Genomic DNA, 18,007 nt, shown 5'->3' with positions numbered 1-18,007 from the left:
GTCATCGGAGGATGCGTCATTCTAGCATGCATGGCGTCAGCGGCCAGTATTCCAACGCCAGCGCTGCGCTCCCGTTCAGCCGCAGTTGCGGTTCACCTGCCGGGAAGTAGCGCGCGCTCATCACCGCCTCGCCGTGGTTGATGAAGATTTCCACGCTGGAGCGATCGAACAGCAGCTGCAGATGCCTGACCGGGCCGCGCCAGTAACGGTGCTCCGGCCGGCCGTCGGCCAGAGAGGCGCGCGTCAGCTGCAGCCGCTCGCCGTCCCAGCTCAGCGTCATTGCGTCGCCAAAGGCGGCGCTGAACGCGCCCTGCGGCGTCAGCTGCAGCTCTGCGGCGCCCAGTGCATAGGCGGGGGCGTCATCGGCGCGGCCTCGCCAGTCTTCTCGCTCGCCGCGCAGCTGTTGCAACTCGCGCGCCGGGCGCTGGTGGAGGCGGCCATGCCGCAGCGACAGCTCGCGTGGGCAGGTCATGGTATGGATCCAGCCATAACGGCGCGTCGGATGGGCTTCTTCATCTTGCTCGGGCACGCCCATCCAGGCGAACAGCAGGCGGCGGCCATCTTCCGCCAGCGTTGTCTGGGGCGCGTAGAACTCGAAGCCGGCGTCCAGCTCGTGAAATTCGCCGTGGCTGAAGGCCGCCTGCCGATAATCCAGCTTGCCGAGCAGATAGCCGGCCTGATAACGGTTGAGGTAGCGTTCCGGCTGTGGCGCCAGCCCCTGCGGGCAGCAGATCAACACGTCGCCGCCGTCCAGCGAGAACAGATCCGGGCATTCCCACATGTAGCCGAATTCGCCCTGGTCGTTCAGGCCGGAACCTGCGATCTCTCCCAGCGCTTGCCAGTCGCGCAGATCGCTGGAACGCAGCAGCAACACCTTGCCGCGATCCTGCAAGTCACGCGCGCCGAGCACCATGTACCAGGCATCCTGATGACGCCACACTTTCGGGTCGCGTACGTGGCCGCTGTAGCCCTCCGGCAGCGGCAGCACCGGCCCGAGTTTGCGGTATTCGCCCCGATCGCTTGCCTGAGCCAGGCATTGGTAAGCGGTGCGTGAGCCGTCGGGGAATTTCACGTTGCCGGTATAGATCAGCGTGATTTTGTCTTCCGCCACCACCGCCGAGCCGGAGTAACAGCCGTGGCTGTCGTAACAGGCGCCCGGTGCCAGTGCGAGCGGCTGATGTTCCCAATGCACTAAATCGATCGACTGCCAGTGTCCCCAGCACTTGTTGCGATGATCGCAGCCCAGCGGATTCCACTGATAGAACAGGTGATAAACGCCGTTGTGCTGGATAAAGCCGTTGGGATCGTTCAGCAAGCCAACGCTGGGCGCCAGATGCCAGGCCGGGCGGTGCGGATCGCGCAGCGCGAGTGGCTGGCCGTTCATGACCGCCCGCAGAGCCTGTTTGATTAAGCTGAGTTCTTCCATCATTGCGCGTCCGTGTTGTATTTCAGCAGCAGGGAGAGCACGAAGGCGCTGCCAAAAGCGATTGCCAGGCCGATGATATAGCTGACCAGCGAACTGGCCTGCACGATCGCCATGCCGGGGATCGCCGTCAGCCCGACCGCGTTCATGCCGACATGGTTGGCCACTACCCAGGCGCCGCCGAGCGCGCCGCCCGCCAGCGCCGCCAGGAAAGGCTTCACGAAGCGCAGGTTGATGCCGAACAGCGCCGCCTCGGTGATGCCGAGCATGGCGGAAAAGGCCGAAGGCACCGCGATGGCTTTGATTTTGGCGTCGCGGGTTTTGAAATACACCGCCAGGCAGGCGCCGCCCTGAGCGATGTTGGCCATCGACCAGATCGGCAGCAGGAAGTTGACGCCGATATTGGGGTTGCCGAGCAACCCGGCCTCTACCGCATGGAAACTGTGGTGAATGCCGGTGATGACGATAGCGGAATAGAGGCCGCCGAACAGCAGCCCGGCGAACCACCCCGCATGGGCAATCAGCGTGCTGAGCACGAAGGAGATACCGTCGCCCAGCGCCCGGCCGGCGGGGCCGATAAACAGCAGGGCGACAAAGCCTGAGATGACCACCGTCAGGAACGGCGTCAGGATCAGATCGAGCGCGTTGGGGATCACCTTGCGCAGCCGCTTTTCCAGCACGCTCATGAACCACACCGTCAGCAGCACCGGGAACACGGTGCCCTGATAGCCGATCATGGCGATGTCCAGACCGAAGAAGTTCATGGTGTGGAACCCTCCGGCGACGCCCCAGGCGTTGGTCAGCGCCGGATGCGTCAGAATGCCGCCGAGCGTGGCACCCAGGTAGGGGTTGCCGCCGAATTCGCGTGCGGCGGTGAAGCCGATCAGAATTGGCAGGATAATGAACGCCGCCGAGCTGAACATATCCAGCATGATGAACAGCGCGCTGTTGGCATCGGCCCAGCCGTAGGTTTTCACCATACCGAGCAGCCCCATCAACAGGCCGGACGCGACGATCGCCGGGATGATCGGCACGAAGATGTTCGACAGCAGGCGGGCGATGCGCTGCAGCGGGTTGAGCTTTTTCGCCGCAATATCGGCGGCTTCGGCCTTGCTGGATTCGCTGACGCCCGCCGCCTTGATGAATTCCGCATGCACCTTGTTGACCAGCCCGGTGCCGAAGATCACCTGGATCTGACCGGCGTTGCTGAAGCAGCCTTTGACGCCGTCCAGTTTGCCGATGGCCTCTTTATCCACTTTGCTGTCGTCCACCAGTACCAGGCGCAGGCGCGTGGCGCAGTGGGCGGCGCTGGCGATATTCTCTTTACCGCCGAGCAGTGGCAACAGCGCGTTGGCGGTTGCGGTAATGTCCATGTTGTCCCCTTGCTAAATAAAAATGCCGCTGCGCAGTTTGCGGCGCAGCGACGTGAATCGATGTCAGAAGAAATACTTGAATCTGGCGCGCATGCCGTAACGTTGGTCGTTGTCGCCGTTGGCTATCTTGTTGTCGGCGTTGGCTTCCAGCAGCGAGACATAGGCCCCCAAATACAAATTGAAATTCTTCATATTCATAATGTTAGGTATCTGATACGACGCATGAACGGTGTGGATGTCGTAGTTGCCCGGTTCGCTGAGCGGGTTGTGGATATCGGCGGCGATCCCGGCGGTATTGAACTCTTTGATATTGTTATGGGCATAGATATAACCCAGTTCGAAGCGCCGCCACAGCACGTTCACGCCGGCGGTGAAGTCTTGCTCGCCTGACGCATCCAGATAGGCGGTGCTCAGGTTGGCCACCACGCCGTTGTCCGGATCGGCGGCGCTGTTGTTCCAGCTCATCGTCATGCCGTAGCCGTTGCGCTTGGACTGATCGACGAAGCGGCCCTGGCCGTCCTGATAGCCGTAGGCGTTATTCACCACGTTGCTTTCCATTGCCGCCGCGATGCTGAAGGCGTCTTTTTTCCAGGCGATCACCGGGCGCAAATAGGCGACGTTTTTCTTATTGTCCAGGGCGTTGCCGTGGTAGCTGTTGTCCTGGAACAGCGAAGTGCCGTCCTCCACCAGCGTGTTCAGCTCGAAATAGACATCACCGGCGTATTTGCTCAACATCAGGTTGCCGCCGCTGCTGCTGCGGCCGCGGCCTTCTTTCATCATGTAGATATAGCCGAAGCCGTCGGCGTACAAATCGTTGGCGGTATTGCCGGAGTATTGAATGAAGGTGTCCTGATTCAGTGGGAACATGTCGTAGGCTTCAAAGCGGCCGATTTTGGTTTGCCAGTTCTTTTCATTGCCGAAGAAGAAGGCGGCGTCGTCCAGGTTCATTTTGCCGGTCATGTCCGCCAGCGGCTGCACGCTGAAGCCGGAGAAGTTGCCGTCCTGATTGCGGCGGTAGCCGTCCAGCCCGACCAGAATGCGGCCGTTGATATCCCAACGCTCTTTGTTGCCGGGCTTCCAGTCCTTGTGGTCGCTGCCTTTCAGCGACGTCAGTTGGCCGCTGCGGCTGGCGCCGTCCAGGTTGAACTCCACGTCGCCGTACAGCTTCAGCTCATTGAATCCGCTCAATTTCAGTGCGCTGGCCGGGGCAATCGGCGTAGCGGCATGCTGCGCAATCTGCGCGGTTTGCCGTTCGGTGTTGGCGGTGCGTTGTTCCAGCTGTTGCGCCCGGCGTTCCGCCGCCGTCGCGCGGGTTTCAGCCTGTGCGGCGCGCCGTTCCGCCTGCGCCAGACGTTGTTCCAGGGCGTTGAGGCGCGCCTCGATGCCGCCGCTGCCCGATGCCGCTGCGCTGGAAGCGGAGAGGAAAAGCCCTGTTGTTATCGCCAAATAGCTGAGTTTTTTCATCATCGTCTATCATCCGGGTAAGGGTTGTTATTATTGTTTGCTAAATTGCTAAACCGGTTTTTCAAGGCGAAAGATAACGAGAGGGAGGCGAGCTGGCAACTCAGTTAGCTAACCCGATTCAGCTATTGTGATCGAGCGCGCAAATCGTGGGCAAAAGACCACGGCGAACCTGAGGATCGCCGTGGATGCAGAGGATCAACGGAGGAAAGCCGCCAGCTCGTCGGCGTGGGGCAGGGCGGTCATGGCCCCTTTGGCGGTGGTGGCCAGCGCGCCGCAGGCCTGCGCCTGGGCGATAACCGCCGGCCACTGCGCTTCCTGCGGCAATTCGTGAAGGCGTGCCAGCGCCGCTAACAGCCCGGCGACGAAGGCATCGCCGGCGCCGGTGGTATCGACCGGAACGACAGGCGCCGCGCGGAAATGACGCAGCCGTTGGCCGTCATGCACATAGACGCCGTCGCCGCCCAGCGTCACCAGCAGCAGGCGCAGCGGATAGGTTTGCATCATCCAGCGAATGGCGTTCTCCAGATCGTCAAGATGGCTGATGAAAGCCAGCTCTTCGCGCGACAGTTTCACCACGTCCGCCAGCAGCAGCGCCTTTTGCAGGCAGGGGCGCAGCGCTTCCGGCTGGCGCCAGACCTCTTCGCGGATGTTGGGATCGAAACTGACCCGGCCACCGGCCGCCCGGATGCGTTCCATCGCGGCAAAGGCCGCGCTGCGGCTGGGCTCCTGCGAGAGCGCGATGGAGCAGAGGTGCAGCCATTCCCCCCGTTGGAAATCCGGCAGATCGTCAGGCTGCAAAAACAGATCGGCGCTGGGCTGCACCATAAACGTGAATGAGCGCTCACCCTGCTGATCGAGATCCACCACGACCGTGGAGGTGTGGTGTTCGGGGTCTGGCCGCATATGGCCGATATCCACCCCTTCATCGCTCAGCACCTGCTGCAAAAAGGCACCGAAGCCGTCTTGCCCCACCCGCCCGATAAAGGCGCTGTCGCCACCGAGCCGGGCGATGCCCACCGCCACGTTAGCCGGCGCGCCGCCGGGGCATTTGAGATAACCGTTGGCATTTTCCGGCACCAGGTCGATCACGGCGTCGCCCAGTACCCATACGCGATTTATCATGCTTAATCCCTGTTATTAGCCTTGTCAGATGGGTGGCTAAAATAGAAGAACCGGTTTAGCAAGGCAATGAAATAATATCCGACCGTGAGCGAGATCAAAAAAATAGCGGGGGTGGGGCAGGGAGAAGGTTTTGAGAATGCGCCCACCGCGGGAGAACCGACGTCTGTGGGCGCCACAAAAAAGAGGCTGGCGGTTTAATTTCCGCGATTTCAATCTACAACGCTTTACTCCTGGCCCATAAGCGGGTCGCTGACGCTGTGCTCGCCATCCTCCAACCGGCCCGCCAGGCGGCGTAGCCAACCTCCCGGGCTTTGCAGCGTAAGGTCATACCAACCGCCGCTGGCGTGGGCATCAAAGCTTTGCTGGTGGCTGCCGCCTGCCGGCAGCGTGATGTGCCACGGGCCCTGCTGCGTATAGGGGCAGCGTTCGAGGGTAACCGCTATCGCTTCGGTGCCCGGATTGTTCAGCTGCAGCTGCAGGCTGCGGCCCGTCGGGCGCAAACGCACCTCCGGCTGCGGCCGGTTCAGGGCGCCGCGCAGTTCACGATGAAAGCCGTTGGGGCCGAGCAGCCACAGATGGTACTCATCCTCCGTCTGCCAGTCGTCGCTGACCGCCTTGCCCGCCTCGACGGTAAAACGGCGCGGGATCTGCGCCAGATCTCGCCGATCGTAGACGTGAAACACCGCGCCCTGCTCGCCGGTATTGAACAGGTTCAGCGTCACGCGGCGCTGTTCGGCCGCGACGGTGGCCTTGACGTGCAGCTGGTAGGGCAGCGCGCGGGAAGGGCGCGCCAGGCGGCGTTGGTGGGGCAAACGCTGGTGGGCAGGCGATGGCAGCGGTACCTGCGGCAGCTGTTCCTGGCGCTGGCGCAGGCCATCGGCGGCGTGGCGGCTGGTGGCGGGCAGGCTCGGCAGCGCTTCGCCGTTAGGGTCGACGAAGTTGAACGCCGAGGTGAGATCGCCGCACACGGCGCGGCGCCAGGCGCTGATGTTGGGTTCATGCACCTGAAAGCGCTTTTCCAGGAATTGCAGCACCGAGGTGTGATCGAAGACCTGCGAATTGACCCAGCCGCCGCGGCTCCAGGGCGACAGCACCAGCATCGGCACCCGCGGGCCGGGGCCGTAAATGCGGCCGTCCGGCGGCGGTTGATCCTGCGAACCGGGCGGCGCCACGTGCTGGAAGATCTCGGTGTCGAACGGCACCGTCGATTTACCGGCGAAGCTGCCGTCCTCGCGCAGCGACGGCGCGGAAGGCGAAGGCATATGGTCAAAAAAGCCGTCGTTTTCGTCGTAGTTGACCAGCAGGACGGTTTTACTCCACACCTCCGGGTTGTCGGTCAGCGCGTTGAGGATCTCTTGGGTGAACCAGCCGCCCTGCACCGGGCTGGAGGGATCGGGGTGTTCCGAATAGGCCGCCGGCGCGATGATCCAGCTGACCTGCGGCAGTTTGCCCTGCTGTATGTCGGAGCGGAACCCGGCCAGCATGGCGTCCAGATCGTTGCCGTCGGCGGCCGGCAGGGTGTTGCCGTTGCCTTTGTACAGCGGTGCGGCCTCGTTGAGCGCATCGCGATAGGGCACGAAGGCGTTGAAGTCTTTCGGCGGCCGCGCCGGATTGCCCACCTGAATGCTGGCGGCGCGGTACTGGCGGAAGCCCGCCAACGGGTTGTCGGTAAAGTTGTCCGGCAGGAATTGATACACCTTCCAGCTGACGCCGCTCGCCTCCAGCCGTTCCGGATAGGTTGTCCACTGGTAGCCGATCTCCGCCGGGCCGGGGCTGTCCCATTCGTTGACCACCACAGCCACGTCGGCGGCGGACGGGCCGTTGGTGCCGGTCCAGTGGAACAGCCGGTTGGTGTTGGTGCCGGCGTGAATAGCGCAGTGATAGGCGTCGCACAGGGTAAAGGCGTTGGCCAGCGCGAACTGGAACGGCAGCTCATGCTGGCGGTAGTAGCCCATTGAAGCCGGCGTTTTGTAGGTGGGCCAGGCGCTCATGCGGCCGTGATCCCAGGCGGCTTGCTCATCCACCCACGAATGCGGCGTGCCGGTGACGCGCTGGGCGTTGCCGCGTTTGCTGTCCAGGTGGTAGGGCAGTACCAACCGCTCGGCGCCCTGCTGTTGCCAGACATGGCGATCGCCGGGCAATGGAATGGTAAAACGATCGCTGAAGCCGCGCACGCCCGGCAGGGTGCCGAAGTAGTGGTCGAAAGAGCGGTTCTCCTGCATCAGGATCACCACGTGTTCGACGTCGCGCAGGGTGCCGGTGCGGTTGTTGGCGGGAATGGCCAGCGCTTTGCGAATCGAGGCGGGCAACAGCGAGAACGCCGATCCGATGGCGGCAGCCCGCAGGATGTCTCTGCGTGAAAGGTCAGGCATGCGTCGTTAATCTCCGTCAGTGTGCTTTGAAGATAGCCGCTGACGACGATAATGGCGAAAAATAACAGGGAGATGAAAGCGAGGGAAACAATGCTCCCTGGCGGGAGCATTGCGGGGATAACGCTTACTGTCTGATCAGGCGGCCGAGCGCCGGCGCCGTTTCGAAATCGCTGCGGAAGGGGTTGATATCCAGGCCGCCGCGGCGGGTGTAGCGCGCGAATACGCTAAGTTTTTCCGGACGGCAGCTCTGCTTGATGTCGTTGAAAATACGCTCGACGCACTGCTCGTGGAATTCGTTGTGCTGGCGGAAGGAGATCAGGTAGCGCAGCAGGCTTTCGCGGTCGATTTTGCGGCCTTCATAGCGGATCACGACGCTGCCCCAGTCCGGCTGGTTGGTGACCAGGCAGTTGGATTTCAGCAGGTTGGAAGACAGCGTCTCCGACACCGGTTCCCCTCTCTCGGCCGCGCCGCTCAGATATTCCGGTTTGAAGGCGAAGTCGTCGACCGCGATATCCAGATCGTCGATGTTGATGCCCGGCAGGCGGTCGATCTGCGCCGGGTAACCTTCCAGCCCCGGATAGAGCTTGACGGTGACCTGGCCGTTGGCCGCCTGCGACAGATCTTTCTGCATGGTGGCGCTCACCTGTTCCACGCTGTCAAAGCGCGTTTGGTTGAAGCTGTTGAGATACAGCTTGAACGATTTGGACTCGATCAGGTTCGACGAGGAATGCGGGAAGGTAAATTCGCCGATGCCCACCACCGGCTTGCCCTTGGCATTGAGCCAGGACAGCTCGAAGGCGGTCCACAGATCAAAGCCGCTGAACGGCAGCTGCCGCTCGTCCACGCCGATCAGATCGCGGCCGCGCGCACGCGGCAAGGCTTCGAGCAATGCGGGAGCATATTGATCCGGATAATCGGAGTTCGCGCCAAGATGGGTGATCTTATCTTGCTTTTGGATATGCATATTCATTGCCCTTTGCTTGTTCGGTATTGATGTAGCGGTTAAACAGACTGCGGGTGGCGTAGATTGGCCCGACGCCCAGCAGGGCGTAAACCACCTTGATCAGGAACTGCGACAGGATCATGGTTTTGATGATGTCCCAGCTCAGCACGTTGTAGAACGCCAGCGTACAGAACACCACGCTGTCGATGGCCGAAGCCACAACGGTACTGGTGATCACGCGCACAAACAGGTAGCGGGAGTTGGTCAACTCTTTGATTTTGCAAAGCAGGTAGGAGTTGACGTTCTCGGAGATCAGATAGGCCGCCGACGAGGCCACCAGCACCGCCATGATGCTGTGCACGATGCCGTTGTAGGTCTCGCTGTACTCCCACTGCGGAATGCTCGGCACCAGCGTCGTTACCCAGACCCCCAGGACGAAGGTCAGGTTGGCGATAAACGAGATGATAATCGTGCGCCGGGCCAGCCGTAATCCATAGAATTCGTTGAGGATGTCCACCAGAATGAACGTGAGCGGGTAGATGAAGATCGCCGGGGGCGTGATGAGATTCAGCACCGGGATTTGGATCGGCTTGACGCCGCACAGCGTTGAGAAAATATAAATCACGCTGAGCGCCACGGTAATAATCAGGTAGGCGTACCAGGAGCGTTCGTGGCGATCGCTGAGCTCGTAGGCGGTTTTTTGTTTGTTGTCGCCATAGAGTTTGCGGTACAGCGCCTGCAGCTCGTGCCGGCTCAGATCTTCTGATATTTCGCTGTCGGCCAGCTCATTCAGCCCCATGGTAATGGTTTTGCCGGTGGCCAATACCATGACATTGGCCGCGATGGTGCCATGTCGGGTGAAGCCCAACAGCTTGAACTTCTGATTCGGTTCCATTTATAACCTTTCTCCAACGATATAACCCAGGAATTGCACGGTGTCCTGAGGGCGTTTGTCCATGCTTTCGCTGTCTTTGTCGTCAACCACAAAGAAGCCGCTTTTTCCCGAGTGATACAGCAAAGGTGAATCGCAAATCAGTACCGGCGGGCGTTTGATGATGATGACTTCGCCGGGAATAAATGACCCTTTAATTTCGGTCTCTATTTTCATTGCCAACATGTTCGACTCATCGCCGAAGAAATAAGTCAGAGGAAACTCGGTGACCAGCTGCCCGATCTTGCGCTGCGAGACGGCCAGATAGCGCGACTGCGGGATCACCGGGATGGCGGAAGGGTTCTTGTTGCCCTCGGTGGACAGCGTTTCGTTGAGCAGCTCCAGTTTTTCCAGATCGTAGTCTTCGATCTCTTCACAGGAGACCCCGAAGAAATCGGAAATCCGATTCACGGTGGATTGCTGAACGTTGTTCACTCTTCCGTCAAGAATTTTGTAGAGAGTCGTGCGCGTCAGGCCGCTGCGGTTGGAAAAGGAAGCCTTGGTTTCACCGCGGGTACGCATCAGATATTCAATATTTTTAATGATGTTGATTTTGCGCTGTGCGTTGGTGGTTTTCATCGGCTGTCCTTACAAACATTACGCTGGCTTCACTATATCTTACGCGTCGGCGTTGTCCAGATAAAAAGGCGCTGAGGGGGAGGTAACCGGCTGATTATTGGTGGTAATTATTGTTTCTTGTCAGCCGTTTAGCGCAGTGATGTTAGCGCAGGCGATCGGGGTGACCTGCAAAGATGATAAAACTGTGTAAATCAATTGATTAGCTTTTGCTTATGGAAAAGTGAACACAAAAGCCAATTTTATGTGTACTTTTATGTTGACCAAAGCCGATTTCATGAGCTACTGTTCATTCAAGCTGAAGTTTTTCTTTATGATCAAAACACTGAAGCCAACGATTTTATAATAAAAAACTCAGAGGGGGCGCTGCCACACTCTGAGCCTAATAGATAGCTTGCTACCGACACCAGGGACCCTAACCATCATGGCCGTTTGTCCGCGCGATCGGCCCATTCTTTTCCGTTACGCCCACCTTTCCTGAGCATAAACACTCCCCCGTCACCGGAGGAGTGCATTAACTCATGGGCGAAAATCAGAGCGACTTCTGTGAGGCCAGCGGTTTTTGCGCCCGGCTGAAGGCCAGTTTGAGCACCCAATACAGCAGGCTGGCGGCCACCAGAGAGTTGATGGTCGGTACGCCCCATTCGGTCGCCAGACCCACGGCGCCACCGGCGATGCTGGCGACGATCGCCGCCCAGCCGATGGTTGGCGTCTCGTTTGGCAGCTGGCCCGTGCGGCGGCTCTCGTCCAGGATTTTGCGGTGGCTGCGCAGCAGATAATAGTCCACCAGCATGATGCCGATAATCGGCGGGAAGACTACGCCAAGCACCGTCAGGAAGTCGACAAAGCGGTCCAGAATGCCCAGCACCGACAGCGTGGTGCCCAGAATCCCGATCACCAGAGTGGTGTAGGTGTACTTCAGCTTTTTGCCGGTGATGCCTTCCACCGCGTTGACGATGCCCAGCGAAGAGGAATACAGGTTGAGATCGTTGACGCGCAGGGTGGAGAACACCACGACCAGCAAACCGGCGCCGCCGGCTGCTTGCGACATGATGGTGACCACATCGGCGGTGCCCAGGGTTTTGGCGATCAGGATTGCCAGACCGTTCACCACGAACTCGCCGGCGATGATGGTGAAGATCGTGACGCCGAGCACGTGCTTGCCGTTTTTGGAGTAACGGGTCAGGTCGGGCGTCATCAGGCTGGCCACGATGGCGCCGCCGACGACGATGGTGATGCCGGCGCTGATGGTCAGCGGTTCACCCGGCGGCGCCAGCTGGATGATCTCCTGCAGGTTATGCCCGGTCAGTGCGGTCACCGATATATAGGCCACCAGCATGATGAACATCGGCACCGCGATACGGGCGGCGATGCGCAGCGCTTTGAAGCCGAATGCCACCAGGATGGTCAGCAGCGTGCCCGAGAGCCCGGCGGCCAGGCCGAAGCCCAGCTTATTGCCGAGCGCGAAGTCGAGCGACTTGGCGAAAATGGCGTTCTGAATGCCGAACCAACCCAACAGGCTGACGGCCACCACCACGCCGATCAGCACCGACCCCAGACGGCCGAAGCCGCACCAGCGCGCCAGCAGGCTGCCGGAAATCCCTTCGCGCATGCCCGCCAGCCCCAGGCCGTAGGTCACCACGCCGAAGATCAGGCTGCCGACGAAAATGGCGGTGAAGGCGTCAATCAGCGTCATGGAGTTGCCGAGTACGGCGCCGAGCATGAACTGGTCCAGCGCGGTCAACATGCCCATATGCACGATGGCCACGCTTAAAAACGAAACTCTTTTATCCTGCGGCACCCGGGTGAGCGGATAATCTTCGATCTTTATCACGGTGAGATCTTCCTTGCGGTTCAAATAAACTGAATGCCTTTGGTTATCAGGCGATCGGGAATGTAGTTATCCAGGTTGGCGTATTTGCAGTACTCCTCAAATTGCTGCTGAGTATGCACGTTGGCCTTCTGGTAAATGTTATAAATGCGGTTTTCGATGGTCTTATTGCTGACGTTATAGATTTTGGCGATCTCTTTCACCGTAAATCGCTGAAGCATAAGAAAAATGACATCGAGTTCGGCACGGGTGAACAGCTCGTTATTGACTTCGGTGGTCAACACGCTGGGCTTTTGCTGATTGATGTATTTCAGCGGCGACAGGCTGTTCATCGGCTTGGCGTTCCAGATCACGCCAATCACCTGTTTGTCATCGTTGTACACCGGCAGCTTTTCGCTGATAAACGGCGTCAGGCTGTCTTTGCCGTACCAGTAGTGCGTTTCTATGACCGTGACCCGATCGCGCGCCGCTTCGGTCATCTTGTCATGCTCGATAAAGTCGGCGGCGGAGTCGGCCCAGTCGGCGGGGAATTCGTGGTCATATTTGCCGGCGACGTCGAAATTCAGCGGCGTATTGGTATAGAGATAAGCGGCGCGATTCATATAAAGGTGGCGGGACAGCTGGTCTTTGATGCCCCAGGGCTCGCTCAGGTGCTCCATCATGGTGATGAGGCCCTTAAAATAAGATTCATTATTTTTATGCGATGAACCCATACCTACCTCTGCGCCGCTCAGGCCGCGTTACAGGCTTTTAGCCAGGTAATGGCGGGTGTGGCGATGCGCGTAGTCGCCCAGCTCGCCGTAGACCCGGTAGCCCAGTTTTTCGTAGAAGCCCCGGGCCTGGAAATCGAAGGTATCGACATAGGCCATATGGCAACCGCGCTTGCGGGCTTCTTCTTCGGCCAGTTGCATCAATTGGCGGCCGTAACCACTCTTGCGACACCGCTCGCCGACCCACAGATACTGCACTTCCAGGCCGCCCCACCAGGTACGTGCGACGAGGCCGCCGACGATCTGCTGGTTGTCGTCGGTGACGGTCAGAAACAGTGGGTGAATGTCTACGGGCTGGGTTTTATGGTTGTGAGCCCAGAGGCTGTCGATAACGAACTCTTCATCCTGCGGGTTGGGTTTGTCGGTGATATTAATATTCATTTTTAATATAATTCCCTGATTTAATTATTCAAAACTGAACTAGGCACTTTCGCCTCAACCGCTTCTAATATCACTTCCGTTAATGTATTTCAAGGGTGGTTTTCACCCTTTTCCGCCGGGTGAGGGGGCGCTTATAGTAGGCGTCACAGGGAGAAGAAAATAGTGAAACAGGCGGTATTAAAACGCTGAAATGCCCTGCTTACACCATCTTTTCCTACTTGCGCCTCACCAGGGCCCCACCGGGAAAACTGCAGTACTGTATGGCTCCACCGGATAGAGCAAGCTCACTTGCCGACGGGGGAGCCACTTTGTTTTTTGACGCGCCCACCCGCGCCCGCCACTCGCTGTCTCAGATATTAAACACTCTTCTCATCAGAAGATATGCGCCGCAGATGAAAATGTGGCCGATACCTTCTGATCCGCTGATTTAGTTCTCTGTTATGACGCTGCTCAGCGCCGGCTCGATGGCGGCATCCAGCATGGCGCCGTGTCCTAAGGCCGGCCACTCCCGATAGCCGACGGCGAGACCGTCGAGCTGCGCCAGGTGTTCGGCCAATAAACGCGTTGCGTCCGCCGGCAGAGCGGGGCTCTTCACGCCGGGCGGGGCCGCACGATCGCGTTCCGCCAAGCCAACCCACAGTTGCAGCTTCGCCACCGGCGCCGGGCGCCGCGCCATCATCTGCTGCGCTTCTTGCAGGATCATGCCGTTGCCCCACCACAGCGAGGGTTCCACGGCGATGTAGCGTTGGAAGGCGGTGGGATGGGTGAACAATGTGTGCAGCACGAAGAGCCCGCCATAGGAGTGACCCCACAGCGTTTGCCGCTGCGGATCGACCGCCAGTTTGGCGGCGATCGCCGGTTTGATCCGAGTTTCAATCAATTGCAGGAACGCATCCGCGCCCCCGCCACCCCGCGGCGGTTGCTTCAGGCCCGCCGGCAGAGGGAGCGTATAGTCGTAGGCGCGGCCGGCGGCATCGATGCGCAGATCGTTGTCATAGCCGATCATCACCAGCACCGGTGGCCGCTTCGCCGCCGCCAATTTGGCCAGCAAGGCGGGATTCAATCCCATCACCACTGCATTGCCGTCGAGGAAATAAACCGTTGGATAACCGTCAGGCGCAGGGGCCTGGCGCGGCTGGGCGATGCGAACGCGGTAATGCCGTTGGCCGTCGGCGGAGGTGAAGCGCAGATCGCTGAAACGGTAATCTGCAGAATCGCTATCGGCAACGGTAGTGCCGATCTTGCGTTCCAGGTCGGGCCTGGCCAGCACGGAGCCCGGCAGCCAAAGGCCGATGGCGAGCGCCAGAAGCGCGGAGATAAAACGCCGGTTGGACAAGAACATGCGGATCAACATCCTTGTAAAAAGCCGATAGTAGCATCCGTTCGGGGCCGGCAAAACCTACCTTTAGGGCGGGCATTCCGACGGCGAAGTGCGGCCGCAGCCCACAGAGGGCCGCCAGTTGCTTTGCCGGGTTAATAGCAACCCCTTGTTATTATTGATAAGTCAGGAATAACAAGGATTACAATTAATTAGAAATGGTTATGATTTTTGTGGGTGAGCAAACGGCGAAGAAGGGTGAAAACACACGGTTATCAACGTTGTTTAGCAAAAAAAGCCCTATAAAATAGGGCAAAGACACACAACAACACCAGGGAAACTTTCCGGTATCTTATATTATAGCTTCCTATACATATAGAACATTTTATTATAAATATGTAAGTGATTCTTATTAATCGCTCAATACCATTGTTTTTCAAATGGTTATGCAACCTGGTTGAGGTATTGCCCTTGGGGCTGGTGCGGATAGCCAAGGGCGGGAGGCGGAGATGTTGCCGTCACGGCGGAAGAACAGGCGAGAGCCTCGGCCTGATAACCCTCAAGGCAATACCGACCGGCAGGCGGCAAACGTGCCGGCCGGTATTTCTGCTCAGGCGTGGCCGAGCTTCACCGTGGGGCCAGGTGAAAATCAGTGCTGTTGCAACGTCAACATCTCGCCAAGCAAAACATCGGTTGGCGGCAGGATATCCGTATCCAGCCCGGCGGAGGGGGTAAAGGTCAATTCGCCGAAAATGATCCGGCCTTTGGAGATGTAGAAATCAACGCGAACAAACTCGAAGGGCGCGGACAAGCGTGAAGCATACTCAAACAGCTCATCGTAGCCTTCTGGCTTCACGAAGGCGTCTATTTCTTCCTGGCTCAAGGCCAGGCAGTCATCGCTGTAGCACAGAAACTTGAAATCTTTGTCAAAGAAGTAATACTTCGGCGACCCGGTATCTCTGCCGACACACAGCAACGTGCAGTAAGGTACACCGCGGAAACAATAGATTTTATAGTCTTCAGGCCCGTGACCATTGGCCGATTCGATATATTTCTCCCCAATGATCTTTTTTTGTATCCCTTTGTAGTTGAGCTCTACATAGGTTTTCCAATAATCGTCTTTCATCCAGCCATCGATCAATTTTTTGGCGCTCTTGATATTCAGCAATTTTTTATTCTGGCAAATCAGGTTATACCCGGAACCGTGATTCCCTTTGATCACAAACTTATCCGGTAATGCGTCCCACGGAATATCGTTCACTGAATCACAGGCAAAGTACAATTCATTAAGGATCTCTTCGCACCCTTGATCTTTGATGTACTGTCTTACCGCATATTTATCTGCACACTGCTTCACCAACGCATTGTGGCTATAGCCATTCAACTTCAGGTGATTGATCTTTTCATTCCAGGTGGATGGCGCCTGCAAGTTCAACGGTTTGCCAAATGCTTTTTTGTAGAGCAATCTGGCCTTGAATTCGGGGGCCAATACGGCCAGCTGCTTTGTAATAAATTTAATGACTTGTCTTTTCATATACGTAATTCCATCAAAGCGTAGTGACAATGATTAAGACGTTCTTGTATTTAAAACGCGTGTGGCACGCTTTCACTGCGCCATTGAATGGCCGTCGGCGTGGTTCCCAGATCAAATGGCTTGTGGTCTAACGCCCGATTAAGAATCCGGGCCGATCGCCACGCCATCAGGCTCAACTGCGGATCGGCGATGCCGTGATTGTGCATACTGGCGTTCATGGCGAATAAGCAGTTCTCCGCCGGGCCTTCCCACTCAAAGGTAAAGTCTGGGGCGATGCGGTATTCGCCATCCGCAGTGGTCAGCAGGCGGTGGGCCAAAGGTTCAAGGAACTCTGGCGTGGCCGTCTGATAACCGGTGGCAAAGATCACCACGTCCGCCTTGAAGGCTTCCTCACCGTGATCGAGATGATGACGCGTTTCGAGTTGGTAGGCGTTATCCAGCGTGTGTTTCACGGCCGTCAGCGAACGGCTGGGCAGCAGGCGCACCCATAATTTCTCGCGCAGGACATCGAAGCGGTGGTACATGGCGCGATAAATCGCCAGCAGCGACTCACTGGTGATGCCGTCTGAGGTCATCTTCTGTTCGGCCAGCATATGCCGCTTGGCCGCGCTATCCAGCGAGTAAAAGCTCTCGACGTAATCGGGCGTGAAGTATTCGTTGGCAAAGGCCGCTTCATCAAGCGCGTTGTAATTGTTGCGGCGCGATATCCAGTCGAGCTGTTCCGGCTGGCCCCATTCCCCTTTAAAAATATTCAGGAACAGATCGGCGCCGCTCTGGCCGCCGCCGACGATCGCCACGCGTTTGCCGGTCAAATCGGGGTTGCGAAGCATCATTTCACTGGCGTGGAAACAGCGATCGCTTTGCGCCGTCACGCAATCCGGCAACTTTATTTTCTTGCCTATACCAATGCTGACGTGTTTGGCGTGGAAGACCTTATTCGAGGTGGTCACCACGAACTGGCGCTGCCGATCGTCGAACTCGATCTGCTGAACGTCTTGGTTAAACGCCAACGAGTCCATCCCGCCGGCGGCCCAGGTGAGGTAATCGGCGAACTCTTCACGCGATGCGGTGCGCTGCTCCGTCGTCAGAAAACGATAGAACTTTCTGTTTTTTACCAGATAGTTGAGAAAGCTGTAGCGATTGGTGGGGGCAACTGCACTCACCAGGTCTTTTAAAAAGTTGGTCTGCATGCTGCAATCCGCCAGGATCATCCCTGGGTGCCAGGAGAAATGAGGTTTGCGCTCCAGGAATTGCCCCGTAAACCCTTCTATTTCACTTCCTAAGGCCGCCAGGCTAAGATTCGACGGGCCAAGGCCAATGCCGATGATATCCAAACGCTGATTCATTAATAAGCTCCAGTATAATGAGAATAATACCCAGAAATACGGCTGCAGATAGGGTGGCTTATAGCAACCAGGCTGCCTTTTTCTTATAAGTAAGCTTCACGAATTAAATTTAATTAAAATCTGTACGGGCCAAGAAATACCGAATTTTTAAATGCCCGTTTAGAATTAGGTAGCGCATCAGGTAAAGGCTACGGGCGTATTTCTTTCCATGAAAATCCCTATGAAAGCTTGCATGTGGTTTTAATGATTATTCCTACGTAAAAATCCGATATCCCTGAGTCTCGACGCCATGAAAACGATCGCCTGAAGCGGCTACCCATCGTATGGATTCTCATCTGATTTTCTGGTGTATGTGCCAGCCTGCGTTCGTTTTGCATTTCCGGGATCGGGTGTTCGTTGCTTAGAATAACCCTAAAATAGGCGCTGAGAAGGTGAAATAACGTGATATTAGAATCAGGGGGTATTTTGAAAAAATGAAATTAAAAGTGAAATTATGAAATCAGTTTATTATACTTCTTTTTTTACATTTTAATTCAATGGGTTGAATGCTTGTTCATAGCTGCTTGTTGAGTGAATGAGCAGGGGGGGGCCTGAGGAAGAGGTTCCCTTACTTCGTCGTTCTC

At 57.6% G+C, this 18,007-nt stretch carries 14 protein-coding genes; all 14 read right to left on the bottom strand.

Annotated elements, in window-relative coordinates; all coding sequences use genetic code 11:
- Window positions 1–16: 16 nt before the first annotated feature.
- A complete protein-coding gene (locus V8N38_RS22100; RefSeq protein ID WP_147840373.1) occupies window positions 17–1,426 on the bottom strand; it encodes a sucrose-6-phosphate hydrolase in 1,410 nt (469 codons plus the stop codon).
- Window positions 1,426–2,796: a sucrose-specific PTS transporter subunit IIBC gene (locus V8N38_RS22095; RefSeq protein ID WP_049198446.1), complete on the bottom strand. Its 1,371-nt coding sequence runs from the start codon at window positions 2,794–2,796 to the stop codon at window positions 1,426–1,428. Before V8N38_RS22095 ends, V8N38_RS22100 begins: the two co-directional genes overlap by 1 nt.
- Before the next feature lie 63 nt (window positions 2,797–2,859).
- Window positions 2,860–4,260 carry a carbohydrate porin gene (locus V8N38_RS22090; protein WP_060441064.1) on the bottom strand — a complete coding sequence of 467 codons (1,401 nt, stop codon included), beginning with the start codon at window positions 4,258–4,260 and terminating at the stop codon, window positions 2,860–2,862.
- Window positions 4,261–4,455: 195 nt separating this feature from the next.
- The gene (locus tag V8N38_RS22085) at window positions 4,456–5,382 is read right to left on the bottom strand and encodes an aminoimidazole riboside kinase (RefSeq protein ID WP_147840339.1); all 927 of its coding nucleotides are present in this window, start codon (window positions 5,380–5,382) and stop codon (window positions 4,456–4,458) included.
- Between the two features lie 224 nt (window positions 5,383–5,606).
- A complete protein-coding gene (locus tag V8N38_RS22080; protein WP_147840338.1) occupies window positions 5,607–7,754 on the bottom strand; it encodes a phosphocholine-specific phospholipase C in 2,148 nt (715 codons plus the stop codon).
- 124 nt (window positions 7,755–7,878) lie between these two features.
- A complete protein-coding gene (gene queF / locus V8N38_RS22075; protein ID WP_147840372.1) occupies window positions 7,879–8,718 on the bottom strand; it encodes an NADPH-dependent 7-cyano-7-deazaguanine reductase QueF in 840 nt (279 codons plus the stop codon).
- Window positions 8,696–9,592 (bottom strand): queuosine precursor transporter, encoded by an 897-nt coding sequence (locus V8N38_RS22070; protein ID WP_019453032.1) that lies wholly within the window; start codon window positions 9,590–9,592, stop codon window positions 8,696–8,698. Before V8N38_RS22070 ends, queF begins: the two co-directional genes overlap by 23 nt.
- On the bottom strand, window positions 9,593–10,207 hold the full coding sequence (locus V8N38_RS22065; RefSeq protein WP_004937341.1) for a helix-turn-helix domain-containing protein: 615 nt from the start codon (window positions 10,205–10,207) through the stop codon (window positions 9,593–9,595).
- Between the two features lie 529 nt (window positions 10,208–10,736).
- Window positions 10,737–12,038, bottom strand: a complete 1,302-nt coding sequence (locus tag V8N38_RS22060; RefSeq protein ID WP_047730842.1) for a cytosine permease — start codon at window positions 12,036–12,038, stop codon at window positions 10,737–10,739.
- Window positions 12,039–12,058: 20 nt separating this feature from the next.
- Window positions 12,059–12,748, bottom strand: a complete 690-nt coding sequence (locus V8N38_RS22055) for a helix-turn-helix transcriptional regulator (protein WP_033636032.1) — start codon at window positions 12,746–12,748, stop codon at window positions 12,059–12,061.
- Window positions 12,749–12,775: 27 nt separating this feature from the next.
- The gene (locus V8N38_RS22050) at window positions 12,776–13,186 is read right to left on the bottom strand and encodes a GNAT family N-acetyltransferase (RefSeq protein WP_100395904.1); all 411 of its coding nucleotides are present in this window, start codon (window positions 13,184–13,186) and stop codon (window positions 12,776–12,778) included.
- 427 nt (window positions 13,187–13,613) lie between these two features.
- On the bottom strand, window positions 13,614–14,528 hold the full coding sequence (locus tag V8N38_RS22045) for an alpha/beta hydrolase (protein ID WP_147840337.1): 915 nt from the start codon (window positions 14,526–14,528) through the stop codon (window positions 13,614–13,616).
- Window positions 14,529–15,153: 625 nt separating this feature from the next.
- On the bottom strand, window positions 15,154–16,038 hold the full coding sequence (locus tag V8N38_RS22040; RefSeq protein ID WP_147840336.1) for an ATP-grasp fold amidoligase family protein: 885 nt from the start codon (window positions 16,036–16,038) through the stop codon (window positions 15,154–15,156).
- Between the two features lie 50 nt (window positions 16,039–16,088).
- Window positions 16,089–17,384, bottom strand: coding sequence for a lysine N(6)-hydroxylase/L-ornithine N(5)-oxygenase family protein (locus V8N38_RS22035; protein ID WP_060441026.1), 1,296 nt, complete (start codon window positions 17,382–17,384; stop codon window positions 16,089–16,091).
- Window positions 17,385–18,007 lie beyond the last annotated feature (623 nt).

The organism is Serratia nevei, from assembly GCF_037948395.1.
In the GTDB taxonomy this organism is placed as follows: Bacteria; Pseudomonadota; Gammaproteobacteria; order Enterobacterales; family Enterobacteriaceae; genus Serratia; species Serratia nevei.
This window is presented reverse-complemented; position numbering and strand designations above follow the sequence as displayed.